At 59.0% G+C, this 16,417-nt stretch carries 11 protein-coding genes; 7 read left to right on the forward strand and 4 right to left on the reverse strand.

The window, feature by feature from the left end; all coding sequences use genetic code 11:
* The first annotated feature begins 2 nt into the window (after window positions 1-2).
* The 7 genes from nusA (at window position 3) to QF043_RS02875 (ending at window position 9,116) form a co-directional block, all read left to right on the forward strand.
* Window positions 3-1,484 carry a transcription termination factor NusA gene (gene nusA, locus QF043_RS02845; protein ID WP_043051766.1) on the forward strand — a complete coding sequence of 494 codons (1,482 nt, stop codon included), beginning with the start codon at window positions 3-5 and terminating at the stop codon, window positions 1,482-1,484.
* A 27-nt stretch (window positions 1,485-1,511) separates the two neighbouring features.
* Entirely contained in the window at window positions 1,512-4,037 is a 2,526-nt protein-coding gene (gene infB, locus QF043_RS02850) for a translation initiation factor IF-2 (RefSeq protein WP_056858280.1), read from the forward strand.
* Window positions 4,038-4,196: 159 nt separating this feature from the next.
* Entirely contained in the window at window positions 4,197-4,592 is a 396-nt protein-coding gene (rbfA, locus tag QF043_RS02855; protein WP_003176137.1) for a 30S ribosome-binding factor RbfA, read from the forward strand.
* 3 nt (window positions 4,593-4,595) lie between these two features.
* Window positions 4,596-5,513 carry a tRNA pseudouridine(55) synthase TruB gene (gene truB / locus QF043_RS02860; RefSeq protein WP_017139248.1) on the forward strand — a complete coding sequence of 306 codons (918 nt, stop codon included), beginning with the start codon at window positions 4,596-4,598 and terminating at the stop codon, window positions 5,511-5,513.
* A 115-nt stretch (window positions 5,514-5,628) separates the two neighbouring features.
* Window positions 5,629-5,898 carry a 30S ribosomal protein S15 gene (rpsO, locus tag QF043_RS02865; RefSeq protein ID WP_003176135.1) on the forward strand — a complete coding sequence of 90 codons (270 nt, stop codon included), beginning with the start codon at window positions 5,629-5,631 and terminating at the stop codon, window positions 5,896-5,898.
* 195 nt (window positions 5,899-6,093) lie between these two features.
* Window positions 6,094-8,199, forward strand: a complete 2,106-nt coding sequence (gene pnp / locus QF043_RS02870; protein ID WP_307417440.1) for a polyribonucleotide nucleotidyltransferase — start codon at window positions 6,094-6,096, stop codon at window positions 8,197-8,199.
* A gap of 296 nt (window positions 8,200-8,495) precedes the next feature.
* Complete coding sequence (locus QF043_RS02875; RefSeq protein ID WP_307417443.1) at window positions 8,496-9,116, forward strand: BON domain-containing protein; 621 nt, start codon at window positions 8,496-8,498, stop codon at window positions 9,114-9,116.
* Between the two features lie 307 nt (window positions 9,117-9,423).
* On the opposite strand, the gene QF043_RS02880 is transcribed toward QF043_RS02875, so the two are convergent.
* The 4 genes from QF043_RS02880 to acs all read right to left on the reverse strand — a co-directional run bounded on the left by QF043_RS02880 (window position 9,424) and on the right by acs (window position 16,343).
* A complete protein-coding gene (locus QF043_RS02880; protein WP_307417444.1) occupies window positions 9,424-12,357 on the reverse strand; it encodes a DUF748 domain-containing protein in 2,934 nt (977 codons plus the stop codon).
* Between the two features lie 87 nt (window positions 12,358-12,444).
* The gene (locus QF043_RS02885; protein ID WP_307417445.1) at window positions 12,445-13,461 is read right to left on the reverse strand and encodes a class I SAM-dependent rRNA methyltransferase; all 1,017 of its coding nucleotides are present in this window, start codon (window positions 13,459-13,461) and stop codon (window positions 12,445-12,447) included.
* A 56-nt stretch (window positions 13,462-13,517) separates the two neighbouring features.
* The gene (locus tag QF043_RS02890; RefSeq protein WP_307417446.1) at window positions 13,518-14,387 is read right to left on the reverse strand and encodes an oxygenase MpaB family protein; all 870 of its coding nucleotides are present in this window, start codon (window positions 14,385-14,387) and stop codon (window positions 13,518-13,520) included.
* A gap of 18 nt (window positions 14,388-14,405) precedes the next feature.
* On the reverse strand, window positions 14,406-16,343 hold the full coding sequence (gene acs / locus QF043_RS02895) for an acetate--CoA ligase (RefSeq protein ID WP_307417447.1): 1,938 nt from the start codon (window positions 16,341-16,343) through the stop codon (window positions 14,406-14,408).
* Window positions 16,344-16,417: the final 74 nt, after the last annotated feature.

The raw sequence follows: 16,417 nt of genomic DNA on the forward strand, positions 1-16,417 counted from the left end.
CGATGAGCAAAGAAGTACTGCTGGTTGTTGAGTCGGTATCCAATGAAAAGGGCGTACCGGCAAACGTGATTTTTGAAGCGCTGGAGCTGGCCCTGGCCACTGCTACCAAAAAGCGTTTTGAAGACGAAGTTGATCTGCGTGTGGAAATCAACCGCCACACCGGTGCCTATGAGACTTTCCGTCGCTGGACGGTCGTCGAAGAAGCCGATCTTGATGATCCGGCCATCGAAACCTGGCCGAGCAAGGTTGCGCAAACGCATCCGGGCGCCCAGGTCGGTGATGTCGTCGAAGAAAAGATCGAGTCGATCGAGTTCGGCCGTATTGCTGCACAGACCGCCAAGCAGGTCATCGTGCAGAAGGTTCGCGAAGCTGAGCGCGCTCAAGTCGTTGACGCTTATCGCGAACGCCTGGGTGAGATCATCTCCGGCACCGTGAAAAAAGTGACCCGCGACAACGTGATCGTCGACCTGGGCAACAACGCCGAAGCGTTGCTGGCCCGCGAAGACATCATCTCTCGCGAAACCTTCCGTGTCGGCGTGCGTCTGCGTGCGCTGCTCAAGGAAATCCGCACCGAGAACCGCGGCCCTCAGCTGATCCTGTCGCGTACCGCGCCGGAAATGCTGATCGAGCTGTTCCGCATCGAAGTGCCGGAAATCGCCGAAGGCCTGATCGAAGTCATGGCTGCGTCCCGCGACCCGGGTTCGCGCGCCAAGATCGCGGTCCGCTCCAAGGACAAGCGCATTGACCCGCAAGGTGCTTGCATTGGTATGCGCGGTTCGCGCGTCCAGGCAGTGTCGGGCGAGTTGGGCGGTGAGCGTGTGGACATCGTCCTGTGGGACGATAACCCGGCGCAGTTCGTGATCAACGCCATGTCGCCGGCTGAAGTGGCGGCAATTATCGTTGACGAAGATGCCCATGCAATGGACATCGCTGTTGGCGCAGACAATCTGGCTCAGGCCATTGGTCGTGGTGGTCAGAACGTGCGTCTGGCCAGCCAACTGACCGGCTGGACCCTGAACGTGATGACCGAATCGGACATCCAGGCTAAGCAGCAAGCTGAAACCGGTGACATCCTGCGCAACTTCATCGAAGAGTTGGAAGTCGATGAAGACCTGGCACAGGTACTGGTTGATGAAGGCTTCACCAGCCTGGAAGAGATTGCCTACGTACCGTTGGAAGAAATGCTCAACATCGACGGCTTTGACGAAGACACCGTCAACGAGCTTCGCGCTCGGGCCAAGGATCGCTTGTTGACTAAAGCCATCGCTACTGAGGAAAAGCTGGCAGACGCCCATCCGGCCGAAGACCTGCTCTCGCTTGAGGGTATGGACAAGGATTTGGCGATGGAACTGGCGGTGCGCGGCGTAATTACCCGCGAAGACCTGGCCGAGCAGTCTATTGACGATCTGCTCGACATCGACGGCATTGACGATGATCGTGCCGGCAAGTTGATCATGGCCGCCCGAGCCCATTGGTTCGAGTAACTAGGCGCGGCCTGAGGAGAGAAGTGCATGACGCAAGTCACGGTGAAACAACTGGCCGATGAGGTCAAAACACCGGTAGAGCGCCTGTTGCAGCAGATGCGTGAGGCAGGTCTGCCGCACACCGCCGCCGACGAAGGTGTGAGCGATAGTGAGAAGCAGTCTTTGCTGACTCACTTGAAGAGCAGCCACAAGGCGAAAGTGGAAGAACCGCGCAAGATTACATTGCAGCGCAAAACCACCAGCACCCTGCGTGTTGCGGGTAGCAAGAGCATCAGCGTTGAAGTACGCAAGAAGAAAGTCTTCGTACAGCGCAGCCCGGAAGAAATCGAAGCCGAGCGCAAACGCGAGCTGGAAGAGCGTCGCGCAGTAGAAAATGCTGCTCGTCAGAAGGCTGAAGAAGAAGCCAAGCGTCGCGCCGAAGAAGAAGCGCGTCGCCAGCCTGCAGCTGCGCAAACTGCTACTACTGAAGCAGTCGCCGCGCCTGGTGCGCCTGTTGAAGCTGTGCGTGAGGCCGCTCCGGTTGCCGCCGCACCTGCTCCTGCAGCTGACGCTCGCAAGCGCGACGAACCTCGTCGTCCGGACAAGCCACGTGCCGACGATAACAATCGTCGCGGTGGTGGTGGCGACGGCGAGCGTAAAAACGCTCCGCATCGCGCCTCGGTCAAAGAGAAAGCGCCTGCTCCACGCGTTGCCCCACGTACTACCGACGAAGAAAGCGATGGCTTCCGTCGTGGTGGTCGCGGCAAGGCCAAGCTGAAAAAACGCAACGCCCACGGTTTCCAGAGCCCAACCGGCCCTGTCGTGCGTGAAGTGAAGATCGGCGAGACCATCACTGTTGGCGATCTCGCCCAGCAGATGTCGGTCAAGGCAGCTGAAATCATCAAGTTCATGTTCAAGCTGGGCACTCCAGCCACCATCAACCAGGTACTGGACCAGGAAACTGCCCAGTTGGTTGCTGAAGAGCTGGGCCACAAAGTGACCCTGGTCAGCGACACCGCCCTGGAAGATTCCCTGGCCGAGTCCCTGAAGTTTGAAGGTGAGGCTGTTTCCCGTGCACCGGTTGTGACCGTAATGGGCCACGTTGACCACGGTAAAACTTCCCTGCTCGACTACATCCGTCGTGCCAAGGTTGCTGCAGGCGAAGCCGGCGGCATTACCCAGCACATCGGCGCGTACCACGTTGAAACCGAGCGTGGCATGGTGACTTTCCTCGACACCCCTGGTCACGCTGCGTTTACCGCAATGCGTGCCCGTGGTGCCAAGGCCACCGACATCGTGATCCTGGTCGTTGCAGCTGACGACGGCGTGATGCCGCAAACCATCGAAGCTGTTCAGCACGCGAAAGCGGCTGGCGTACCGCTGGTGGTTGCAGTGAACAAAATCGACAAGCCGGGCGCCGATCTCGATCGCATCCGTAGCGAACTGTCGGTTCACGGCGTGACTTCTGAAGAGTGGGGTGGCGAGACGCCATTCGTGTCGGTATCCGCGAAAATGGGTACTGGCGTTGACGAACTGCTCGAAGCCGTTCTTTTGCAAGCCGAAGTACTCGAGTTGACCGCTACCCCATCGGCTCCTGGCCGTGGTGTTGTGGTTGAATCGCGCCTCGACAAGGGCCGTGGCCCGGTTGCGACCGTTCTGGTTCAAGACGGTACCCTGCGCCAAGGCGACATGGTGCTGGTCGGTTCGAACTACGGCCGTGTACGTGCCATGCTCGACGAGAACGGCAAGCCAATCAAGGAAGCCGGCCCGGCTATCCCGGTCGAGATCCTCGGCCTGGACGGTACCCCGGACGCTGGCGACGAGATGAGCGTAGTGGCCGACGAGAAGAAAGCCCGTGAAGTGGCTCTGTTCCGTCAAGGCAAGTTCCGCGAAGTCAAGCTGGCCCGTGCTCACGCCGGCAAGCTGGAAAACATCTTCGAGAACATGGGCCAGGAAGAGAAGAAGACGCTTAACATCGTCCTCAAATCTGACGTTCGTGGTTCCCTCGAAGCGTTGAACGGCGCCTTGAATGGCCTGGGTAACGACGAAGTGCAAGTGCGCGTTGTGGGTGGCGGTGTCGGTGGTATCACCGAATCCGACGCCAACCTGGCACTGGCTTCCAACGCTGTACTGTTCGGCTTCAACGTGCGTGCCGATGCTGGCGCTCGCAAGATCGTCGAGCAGGAAGGCCTGGACATGCGTTACTACAACGTCATCTACGACATCATCGAAGACGTCAAGAAAGCCCTTACCGGCATGCTTGGCAGCGATGTCCGGGAGAACATCCTGGGTGTTGCCGAGGTGCGTGACGTGTTCCGCTCGCCGAAATTCGGTGCGATCGCCGGTTGCATGGTTATCGAAGGTACTGTGTACCGTAACCGTCCGATCCGTGTACTGCGTGAAGACATCGTTATCTTCGAAGGCGAGCTGGAATCCCTGCGCCGCTTCAAGGATGACGCTTCCGAAGTACGTGCCGGCATGGAATGCGGTATCGGCGTCAAGAGCTACAACGACGTCAAGGCTGGCGACAAGATCGAAGTCTACGAGAAGGTCCAGGTTGCTCGCAGCCTCTAACTCGCGCACTTCCGGAGCCACGCCGCGTGTGGGCATGCAAATGCCCCGCGCAGCGTACGGACTCTAAACGCAACGCCCGGTCTGGCTTTTGTCAGGCCGGGCGTTTGCCGCTTTCAGACCCCACGGGTTTCACCGTGTGGCAGTAACAGGTAACAAGACATGGCAAAAGAATACAGCCGTACCCAACGTATCGGCGATCAGATGCAGCGTGAGCTGGCCCAACTGATCCGTCGCGAAGTCAAAGACCCGCGCGTTGGCCTGGTCACCATCACCGCCGTTGAAGTGAGCCGTGACGTGGGTCACGCCAAGATCTTCATCACCGTGATGGGGCAGGACAACAGCGAAGAAATCGCGCAAAGCATCAAGGTGCTCAATTCGGCTGCTGGCTTCCTGCGCATGCAATTGGCCCGTGAAATGAAGCTGCGCAGTGTTCCCCAGTTGCACTTCCACTACGACGAAAGCGTCGTGCGTGGTGCGCACCTGTCGGCACTGATCGAGCGCGCCGTGGCTGAAGACAGCCAGCACCCGTCCACACCTGAAGACGCCAAGGAGTAAGCGGTGGCTCAGGTCAAACGTATCCGTCGCAACGTCAGCGGCATCATTCTGCTCGACAAACCCATTGGCTTTACCTCCAATGCCGCGCTGCAGAAGGTTCGCTGGCTGCTCAATGCCGAGAAGGCCGGGCACACCGGCAGCCTCGACCCATTGGCCACCGGCGTACTGCCGTTGTGCTTTGGCGAGGCCACCAAGTTCTCGCAATACCTGCTCGATTCCGACAAGGGTTACGAAACCCTCATGCAACTGGGCAAGACCACCACCACGGCCGATGCCGAAGGTGATGTTCTGCAGGTTCGCGACGTGACCGTTGGTCGTGCTGATATCGAGGCCGTTTTACCCGCTTTTCGTGGGCAAATCAGTCAGATACCGCCGATGTACTCGGCGCTCAAGCGTGATGGCCAGCCTCTTTACAAGCTGGCACGTGCGGGCGAAGTAGTGGAGCGTGAACCGCGTTCTGTTACTATTGCGCGGCTTGAATTGCTCGCCAGTGAAGGCGACACCGCACGACTGTCGGTGGACTGCAGCAAAGGCACCTATATTCGTACCCTGGTGGAAGATATCGGTGAGCAACTGGGCTGTGGTGCATACGTTGCAGAGTTGCGACGTACTCAAGCCGGACCTTTCACCCTGGCCCAGACGGTCACGCTGGAAGAGTTGGAAGCGGTACATGCCGAGGGCGGCAATGAAGCGGTTGATCGCTTCCTGATGCCATCGGACAGCGGTTTGCTGGATTGGCCATTGCTGCACTTCTCGGAGCACAGCGCGTTCTACTGGCTAAACGGCCAACCGGTACGTGCCCCGGACGCTCCAAAGTTCGGTATGGTGCGGGTACAGGATCATAACGGTCGCTTTATCGGTATCGGTGAAGTGAGCGAAGACGGGCGTATAGCGCCGCGTCGACTGATTCGGTCAGAATGACCGAACGAGTGTGGCTGTTAACAGGCACGGTCAACACTCATTTTTAGATACAGGGATTTGTCCCTGGCCTGTTGAAACTGCCCTTTGGGTGGTTTCCTGAAAAAAGGATTGCCTCATGGCTCTCGACGTTCAAGAAAAAGCACAAATCGTTGCTGACTATCAGCAAGCTGTTGGTGACACTGGTTCGCCAGAAGTGCAAGTTGCACTGCTGACCCACAACATCAACAAGCTGCAAGGTCACTTCAAGGCCAACGGTAAAGATCACCACTCCCGTCGTGGTCTGATCCGCATGGTAAACCAGCGCCGTAAGCTGCTGGACTACCTGAAAGGCAAGGATCTGGGTCGTTATCAGGCTCTGATCGGTCGCCTGGGTCTGCGTCGCTAATAAGCGATTGCGCTAGAGGTTGGTTGTCTGCCGTGTGTCAGTGGGATTCCCGCTGGCCCATGGCAGGCTCCCAGCCTCAAGTTTTATCTGGATACACGTTTTACCCTGGACGAGCGTCGGGCCGATTCCCGGCATTGCCCAAGAATTTCGCAAGAAGACAAGTTCCCCCAAGAGCCACAAAGAAGGTAGGACACCGTGAACCCGGTTATCAAAAAATTCCAGTTCGGTCAGTCGACCGTTACCCTCGAGACAGGCCGTATCGCCCGTCAAGCCTCCGGCGCAGTGCTGGTTACCGTTGACGACGACGTGACCGTATTGGTGACCGTTGTTGGCGCCAAGACCGCTGACCCGAGCAAAGGCTTCTTCCCTCTTTCCGTTCACTACCAGGAAAAGACTTACGCTGCCGGTAAGATCCCTGGCGGTTTCTTCAAGCGTGAAGGCCGTCCTTCCGAGAAAGAAACCCTGACTTCCCGACTGATCGACCGTCCGATCCGTCCGCTGTTCCCAGAAGGCTTCATGAACGAAGTGCAGGTTGTCTGCACCGTCGTTTCCACCAGCAAGAAGACCGATCCGGACATCGCTGCGATGATCGGTACCTCGGCTGCCCTGGCCATCTCCGGCATTCCTTTCGATGGCCCGATCGGCGCGGCGCGCGTTGCTTTCCACGAAAGCACCGGCTACCTGCTGAACCCGACTTACGAGCAACAGAAAGCGTCGAGCCTGGACATGGTCGTTGCCGGTACCTCTGAAGCCGTATTGATGGTTGAATCGGAAGCCAAAGAGCTGACCGAAGACCAGATGCTGGGCGCTGTACTGTTTGCTCACGACGAATTCCAGTCCGTGATCAAAGCCGTTAAAGAACTGGCTGCCGAAGCTTCCAAGCCGACATGGGCCTGGGCTCCACAAGCTGAAGCGACTGAACTGCTGGGCGCTATCCGCTCCGAGTTCGGTGCTGCCATCTCCGACGCCTACACCATCACCGTCAAGGCCGACCGTTACGCGCGCCTGGGCGAGCTGAAGGATCAGGTTGTGGCCAAGCTGGCCGGTGAAGAAGGCCAGCCTTCTTCCAGCGAAGTCAAAGCGGCCTTCGGCGAAATCGAATACCGCACCGTTCGCGAAAACATCGTTAACGGCAAGCCACGTATCGACGGTCGCGACACTCGCACTGTGCGCCCACTGAACATCGAAGTCGGCGTTCTGCCGAAGACTCACGGTTCGGCGCTGTTCACCCGTGGCGAAACCCAGGCCCTGGTCGTTGCAACACTGGGTACTGCCCGTGACGCACAGCTGCTGGACACCCTGGAAGGCGAGAAAAAAGACCCGTTCATGCTGCACTACAACTTCCCTCCGTTCTCGGTAGGTGAGTGTGGTCGCATGGGCGGCGCTGGTCGTCGCGAAATCGGTCACGGCCGCCTGGCTCGTCGTTCGATCGCTGCGATGCTGCCTGCTGCCGACGTGTTCCCGTACACCATCCGTGTTGTGTCGGAAATCACTGAGTCCAACGGTTCCAGCTCCATGGCTTCCGTTTGCGGTGCTTCCCTGGCACTGATGGACGCTGGTGTACCGATGAAGGCACCGGTTGCCGGTATCGCCATGGGCCTGGTTAAAGAAGGCGAGAAGTTCGCCATCCTGACCGACATCCTGGGCGACGAAGACCACCTGGGCGACATGGACTTCAAGGTAGCCGGTACCGCTAAAGGTGTTACCGCGCTGCAGATGGACATCAAGATCAAGGGCATCACCGAAGAAATCATGGAAATCGCTCTGGGCCAAGCCCTGGAAGCGCGCCTGAACATCCTCGGTCAGATGAACCAGATCATTGGTCAGTCCCGCACCGAGCTGTCGGAAAATGCTCCGACCATGATCGCGATGAAAATCGACACCGACAAAATCCGTGATGTTATCGGTAAAGGCGGCGCGACCATCCGTGCGATCTGTGAAGAAACCAAGGCTTCGATCGACATCGAAGACGACGGCTCGATCAAGATCTTCGGCGAAACCAAGGAAGCTGCTGAAGCTGCACGTCAGCGCGTTCTGGGCATCACCGCTGAAGCCGAGATCGGCAAGATCTACGTGGGTAAGGTTGAGCGCATCGTCGACTTCGGCGCATTCGTCAACATCCTGCCGGGCAAAGACGGTCTGGTACACATCTCCATGCTGAGCGACGCTCGTGTTGAGAAAGTGACCGACATTCTGAAAGAAGGCCAGGAAGTGGAAGTGCTGGTACTGGACGTGGACAACCGTGGCCGTATCAAGCTGTCCATCAAGGACGTAGCAGCAGCCAAGGCTTCGGGCGTTTAATTACCCGCTGGCTTTACGCTGAAAAAGAGGACTCTTCGGAGTCCTTTTTTTATGCCCGTAGGAAAGTACCGGTAAATCAGTCGCTTAGTAAATTCCAAAAGCCGCAACTTGCATGCAGGCACGGTCAACTTCATGCAAGATGCACGATTTCGAAAATTAGCTGTTTTTATAAGTTGTTGTTTATAAAGGAATTAATCTTATTCTATGACTTGGCACACTGCCTGCAATAACCCTGTTAACGCTGCAGCATCAAGGTTTACACGCTGCAGACTTTTCATAAAACAGGAGTTACTCGTATGAAGAAGTTCGCTCTCGCTACTGCTACCGCTCTGACTCTGGCCATGGGTGCTAACGTAGCCTTTGCTCAGACTTCCCAAGCCCCAATGACCCTGGCGGCTGGTGAAGCCACCGCGGCTAAGGAAAGCGTTTCGGATACTTGGATCACCACCAAAGTTAAATCCGATCTGCTGACCGAGAAAGGCATTCCTGGTTCGGACATCAAGGTTGAAACCAACAAAGGCGTGGTTTCCCTGTCCTCTAAAGTCGCTATCTCTGATTCGCAGAAAGCCACTGCCGTAGCGATCACCAAGAAAATCAAAGGTGTTACCGCTGTTTCCGCTGATGGCCTGCTGGCTGGCGGTGCCACTAAGGCAGATAACATCGACAAATCCAAAAGCGCAGCAGCAGGTGCCAAAGAGTCCACTTCGGACACTTGGATCACCACCAAGGTAAAAGCTGACCTGGTTACCGAAAAAGGCATTCCTGGTACCGACATCAAAGTCGAAACCAACAAAGGTGTAGTGTCGCTGTCGTCGACTGCTGCTGTGACCCAGGCTCAGAAAGACACCGCAGTTGCGATCACCAAGAAAATCAAAGGCGTTAAATCTGTATCGGCTGATGGTCTGACCGTTCAGTAACGCTACAAGCATCGTCTGAGCTAGACGGCGGCGGCTTAGGGTGAGTTAGATATCCACCCGATGCACCTCTAAAGTTCATGCGACCGACCACACGGATGTGGTCATTACAGGCCCCGGCACTTGTGTCGGGGCCTGTTCTATTCAGGGGTCGGAAAGATTCGCAGGACAAATGAAGATCAACTGTGGGAGCTGGCTTGCCTGCGATGCAAACACCTCGGTTGTTCAGTTAAACCTGGGTGATGCTATCGCAGGCAAGCCAGCTCCCACACAAGCCCGCTCCCACATTTAGATCTGTTTTAGCTGAAGGTTACTCAGCATCCAGATGCATCGGCGTTACCACTCGACCATCCTTTTCCGCCTGCCCCACGCTGGCATCAATGAAATACACCCGGTCATCTTCCAGCTGGCCCTTGTCCACCAGGTAGTCCTTGATAGTGCTGGCACGGTCCTGCCCCAGTTGGCGCAGCAACACATCACTGGCGCCCCAGAACTTGATCAAGCCATCACGCAGCTTCGCAGTGCGATCATCGCTGCTCAGGTCTTTCCATTCGGCCGGTGGTTGTTGCTTGAGACGGGTACGGTAAATGCCTTCGAGCAATGGCGGTTTTTCTTTCTCCGGCACCACCAGCAATGACGCTTGGGCCGGCACCTTGTCGCCGCGACGCTGAAGGATTTTGTAGTAGTTGTATTGGTATTCACGCTCCAGGCGATCTGCGGCGATGAATGGGCCATCGCTGCTGGCGGCTGCCGTGCCTTCGATTTCAAGGCGCAGGGTAGGGCGCTCTTTGAGTGCCTTGGCCAAGGTGTTCAGGGCACCCTCGGCATCTTTGTTCAGCTCGCTGGAGCCTGCGGCAAACGACACGTTACCCAGGTCTTCCGAGCCGCCACCGCTGACCAGCCCGCCGATAAATTTGAACGGCGCCGTGGCTGCGCGCACCACCAGATTGCGCAGGGTCTGCCACACAATCGGCATGACGCTGAACTGCGGGTTATTCAAGTCGCCGGTCACTGGCAGTTCGATGGAGATCTTGCCGTCAGTGTCCTTTAGCAGCGCAATGGCCAGGCGAATCGGCAAATCGACGGCATCGGCACTGTCGACCTTCTCACCCAGCTGCAACTGCTCAACCACCACTTTGTTTTCAGCCTTCAACTGGCCTTTGGTGATCACGTAGTGCAAATCGAGGTTAAGCCGGCCCTTGCGAATGCGGAAGCCCGCGAACTTGCCGGAATACGGGGTCAACGTGGTCAGTTCGACGCGCTTGAAGCTGGTGGCGATGTCCAGCGCCGCCATCGGGTCAAACGGGTTCACGCTGCCCTTGATCGTCACCGGCGCGTAGCGATCCACCTTGCCCTTGATGTCGACGCTGGCCGGTTTGGCCTGGCGACTGTCGATAGTGCCAATCTGCCCGTTGAGTTGCTGGATAGCCGTGGCGAAGTTGGGCGTGAGGCTGAAGTCGGCGAAGTTGGCCGAACCGTCGTTGATCGCAATCTGCCCGATATGAATACCCAACGGTTTGTCTTTGCCCGCCGCCGGCTTGGCTGCCGACTTGGCGCCATTGTCGGCCGGTTGCGGGATCAGCAAATCATCGATGTTGGTGGTGCGGTCATCGTTGATCATAAAGCGCGCATACGGCTGCAGCAGGTTGACCTTGTCGATCGACAGGCTGTCGCCGTGCTGGTAGTTCACGCCTTCGAGTACCAGGCGCTGCCACTTGAGAAAGTCGCGGGTCTTGAGGGTGTCCAGGGTGTGCAATTGGTCGACCTGAGCGCGGCCGGTGACCTGCAGCGCCAATGGCTCGGTGCTTTTAAGGTTCACATCGAGGTTGCTGCCCAACATACCGCTGCGCAGTTCCAGGCGGATAAACGGGCTGATATAGGATTGCGCGACTCGCAGGTCGATGTCCTGGGTGCTCACTTTCAACCTGGCGCTGACCGGGTTGAGGTTGACCTCACCGGTTGCGCTGATCTTGCCTTGCTTGCCCAGGCCGGAGTCGACCTTAAGGGTAAAGGGGCTGCGGTTGAGGCTGTCGAAGTTCTGCATATCGACATTCAGCGGGCCCAGCTCCAATGCAACTTCCGGTTTGGCAGCACGGTCCGCCAGGTGCACTTGATAGTTGCGCAGTTGCACGTCCTTGAGCAGCACTTGCCAGGGTTTGCTGGGGGCGGCAGCTGGGGCGTCTGGCGTATCGGCGGTTGCAGGTGCGCTGGCAGGCTTGAGTTCCTTGGCCGGTTTGCTCGGTTGGCTGGCAAACAGTTTCTGCCAGTCCAGTTGCCCATCGGCTTCGCGGGCGGCCCAGGTTTCCAGCTTGTTGCTGCGGATCTTGCCGACCACCACTTGTTGCTTGGCCAGGTCCACCGTGGTGTCGCTGACGTCCAGGCGCTCCAGGCGCACCAGTGGCCGGCCATCCGGCGCCTTGATCGCAAAAGGCGCGATGCTGGCGGCGGTGTTGGTCAGGTTCAGTTCGGTTTCTTTGGCCAGGCTGAATTTATAGTCGGTGCTGAAGTTCAGCACGCCGTCTTCAAGCACCAGCGGCAGGGCATCCCGCACGTACGGCCACCAGGCTTTCATCTTGCCATCGGTGACTTTCAAGGTGCCTTCTGAAGTGATCGGCACCAGGCTGAAATTGCCTTTCCAGTCGATCTGCCCGCCCTCAGGGCCGGCGGCCACCAGGGTCATGTCGGCGTTGTCTTCGGGCAAGGTGCTGAGGTTTTTCAGCTCGAAGTCGAGTTTGTCGTAGAGGAATTCGATCGGCTCGCTGGGGCGCAAGTCGCGAAAGTACACATAGCCGCCGGCCAGCTTGATGCTGTCGATGCGCAGCGGGAACGGCTTGGCATTCGGGTCGGCCGGGGTCGGCTCACTCGGCGGCAGTTTGAACAGCTGCGCCAGGTTCAACTGACCGGATTTGTCGAACAGCACTTCGGTCTTCGGCTGGTCCAGCTGCACATCTGCCAGGTGCAGGGCGCGTGTCCACAGGCTGTCGATCTGCAAGTTGGCGTACAGGCGCTCGAAACCGACTTGTTCCTTGCCCGGCTCGCCGAGCTTCAGGCCCCACAGCGTCAGTTCCAGGCTGAACGGGTTGAGCTCGATACGCTCGATACGGGCCGGCACCGTGGCGTAATTGGCCAGTTGTTGGTTGGCAATGCGTAGGGCAATGCCCGGCAGAATCAGAAAACCCAGCAAGCTGTACAGAGCCAGGGCGGTCAACAAGGCGCCAGCGGCGCGGATCAATCCTTTGGGCATGAGTGACGCCATCTATGTAGAACGAGAATGCCTTGGAGTATGGCACGGGTTTTCGGTTCCGAAGTACCGGGCTCCTTGGGAAAAGTACTACAACTGCAGGATCAGGGTCTTCAACGGTGGCTGCTGATCTTGCGAAGGGAAGTCAGCCCCCGGCGTCATGATTTGCCACTCGCGAACCGGTCGGCCGGCTTTTTCGGCGCAACGCAGCACCTGTTCGCGCCAGTCCTCCATGCTGACTTTTGCCAAGTTGTTGCAGCAGATCAGCACGCCATTGTCGGCGGTGGTCAGCAGTGCGGGTTTGAGCAGGCTCTGGTAGTCACGCAACAGGTCGACGGTGCCGAAAGCACTCTTGGCCCACGCAGGTGGGTCGAGCAGCACCAGGTCGAACTGGCGCTGCTCAAGGCGTGGATAACCTGGCAGCTTCTGCCCACGGCGCTGGGTGATCGGCAAACCGGCCAGTTGGCGAATCGCCGGGAAGTAGTCGGACTGCACGAATTCCATGGTCGGCAAGTGCGGGTTGAGCAGGCCGTTTTCGCGCCCGACCGCCAAGTTGCCTTCGGCGAAGTCCAGGTTGCACACATCGCTTGCGCCCCCGGCCGCGGCGCTCAGGCCTACGCCACAGGTGTAGGCGAACAGGTTCAGCACGCTTTTGCCGGCGCTGTGGTCCTTGACCCAGCCACGGGTGTTGCGCAGGTCCAGGAACAGCAGTGGGTCTTGCCCGGCATGACGCCCGCGTACACGGTAGTTGAGGCCCCATTCGTGGCCGACCTGATCTGCCAATGCCGCGGGCTCGGCGCGGTACACCGTGTCTTCACGGTCGATGCGCGAGTTGCCACGGGAACGGTCGTTGTACACCAGCTGCAATTCCAGGCCCATGAACTGATTGACCTGTTGATGCAGGTCCAGCAGTTCTTCGGTTTGCAGCGAGTGGTGGAAGCTTTGCACCAGCAATTGCGGGCCGTAACGGTCGATGGTCAAGCCGCCGGCGCCTTCCTGGCTGCCATGGAACAGCCGGTAGCAGTCGGTGCTTTGGGCGTGCAACTCGCTGATCAGGTCTTGGCGATGGTTGAGAGCGGCGCGCAGCGCCTGATTCAAGGGAGTCATGGAGCGCGCCTTGCGGGTAAAAGAGGGCGCGAAGTTTAACAGCTATGGGCCGTCGTCTACATCAACCCCATCCGCCGCTGGGCGCGTTGCACCGAACCATTGCGCATCGCCCAGCGCAGCAAGGGCGCACTGCGTTTCACCCCTGCGCGGATCACCAAGCGTTGCATCGAGCTTTGGTGTTGCCCGAGCATAGCGCTGGCCCAGTCCGGCAGCAGGTCGATGCCGGCCTGCATCATCAAGCTGCCAAAGGGTTTGGCCAAGGTGCTGGGCGCGGGTGCATTGACCAGCAGGCGCAGCACTTCGCGGCTGCGATCGTCACACAGCAGTTGCGGACGAATACGCACCAGATATTCGGAAATCTCCTGCCGCGAGCGCGGAACGTGGCGGGCGCCCAGTCGCTCGGCCACCAAGGCAATTTCACTGTAGTAGCGGTCCTGGTCGCGCCCCGACAGGTGCGGGTTGCGATAACGCAGGTGCGCCGCCAGGAAATTGCTGACCTCCGCCACGTGTACCCACGTCAGCAGCTCCGGGTCGCTGGCCGCATACGCTCGACCATCCGGCGCATGCCCGACCACTTGCAGGTGGATGGTGCGCACCTTTTCAATCAGCCATTCGGCGTCCTGGCGCGAGCCGAACGTGGTGCCGGAAATAAACTGCGAGGTGCGGCGCAAGCGCCCGAGCATGTCCTGGCGAAAGTTGGAGTGGTCCCACACGCCCGCCAGGGCCAGCGGGTGCAAGGCTTGCAGCATCAACGCGCTGATGCCGCCGATCAGCATGCTGCTGAAGTCGCCATGCACCTGCCAGCTGATAGAGTCCGGCCCAAACAGGCCAGGGTCGCCCTTGGGGTTTTCCAGGTCCAACTGGCCCAGTGACAAGCCGGTGAGGCTCATCAGCTGGGTTTCGATACGGCTGCGGATAAATTCCATGGCGACTCTGGGTGGCTCCTATCGGTTCAGGCGTTTATCGATCAGGCCGTCCACCACGCTCGGGTCGGCCAGGGTCGAGGTGTCGCCGAGGCTGTCGAGTTCGTTGCAGGCGATCTTGCGCAAAATGCGCCGCATGATCTTGCCCGAACGGGTTTTCGGCAAGGCAGGCGCCCATTGGATCAGTTCCGGCTTGGCAAAGCTGCCGATTTCCTTGCTGACCAGCTCCAGCAGGTGTTTTTTCAGCTCATCGCTGGGCTCGACGCCGTTCATTGGGGTGACAAAGGCATAGATGCCCTGGCCTTTGACATCGTGGGGGTAACCGACCACAGCGGCTTCGGCCACTTGGTCATGCAGCACCAGCGCGCTCTCCACTTCGGCGGTGCCGATGCGGTGGCCGGACACGTTGATCACGTCGTCAATGCGGCCGGTGATCCAGTAGTCGCCATCTTCATCGCGGCGCGCACCGTCGCCGGTGAAGTAGTAGCCGGGGTAGGGTTTGAAATAGGTGTCGAGCATGCGCTGCGGGTCGCCGTAGACGCTGCGAATCTGCCCCGGCCAGCTGGCCTTGATGGCGAGCACGCCACTGCCGGCGCCGCTGAGCTCCTTGCCGTGTTCATCCAGCAGCACTGGCTGTACGCCAAACATCGGTTGGGTCGCGCAACCGGGTTTGATCCGTTGCGCGCTGACCAGCGGGCTGAGCATGATGCCGCCGGTTTCGGTCTGCCACCAGGTATCGACAATCGGGCAACGCTGCTCGCCTACGGCGTTGAAGTACCAATCCCAGGCCTCGGGGTTGATCGGCTCACCGACGCTGCCCAGCAGGCGCAGGCTGGCGCGCGAGGTGTTCTCCAGTGGCCCGTGGCCCTCACGCATCAGCGCACGCAGTGCGGTGGGCGCTGTGTAGAAGATATTCACCTGGTGTTTATCGATGACCTGCCAGAAACGCGAGCTGTCCGGGTAGCTCGGCACGCCTTCGAACATCAGCGAAGTGGCACCATTGGCCAGCGGGCCGTACACGATATAGCTGTGGCCGGTGACCCAGCCCACGTCGGCGGTGCACCAGAACACTTCGCCGTCACGGTAGTCGAGCACGTACTTGAAGGTCATCGCCGCTTGCAGCAGGTAACCACCGGTGGTGTGCAGCACGCCTTTGGGTTTGCCGGTGCTGCCGGAGGTGTAGAGGATAAACAGCGGGTCCTCGGCGTCCATTGGCTCGGGCGGGCAATCAGCGCTGGCAGCGTCCAGGGCGGCTTGATACTTGAGGTCGCGGCCTTCTACCCAGCCAAGTTCCGCACCCGTGCGCTCCACCACCAGTACCGTGCTGACGTTCGGGCAACTGGCCAAGGCTTTGTCGACGTTCTTTTTCAAGGCCACCGGCTTGCCGCCGCGCACGCCTTCATCGGCGGTGATCACGGTGCGACAGTCGGCATCGAGGATGCGGTCGCGCAGAGCATCCGGAGAGAAGCCGCCGAACACCACCGAGTGCACCGCGCCAATCCGTGTGCAGGCCAGCATGGCGTAGGCGGCTTCCGGGATCATCGGCATGTAGATACACACCCGGTCGCCTTTTTTCACCCCACGGCTTTTCAGCACATTGGCCAGGCGGCTGACGTTTTGATGAAGTTGGCGGTAGGAGATTTTGGAGGACTTTGCAGGATCGTCACCTTCCCAGATAAAGGCTGGCTGGTCGGCGCGTTGCGCCAGGTGACGGTCAATGCAGTTGTAGCTGACGTTCAGTTGGCCACCGGCAAACCACTGGGCAGCGCCGGTGGTGATGTCTGAGTGCTGCACGGTGTGCCAGGGTTTGATCCAGTCGAGAAAGCCCTTGGCCTGTTCGGCCCAGAAGGTATCGGGTTGCTCAATGGATTGGCGATAGAGGCGCTGGTACTCGTCTTGACTGAGCTGCGCGGCCTGGCGGACGGCATCGGCGCGGGGGAATGTGCGGATATCGAACATGAGCGGTCCTTATTCTTGTTTTAGCGACAAGGCATAAAGATGCACGCTGTGGGGAGAGGGTTCAAGGCCAACGT

Origin of the sequence: Pseudomonas sp. W3I7 (assembly GCF_030816095.1) — a bacterium.
Taxonomy (GTDB): Bacteria; Pseudomonadota; Gammaproteobacteria; order Pseudomonadales; family Pseudomonadaceae; genus Aquipseudomonas; species Aquipseudomonas salomonii.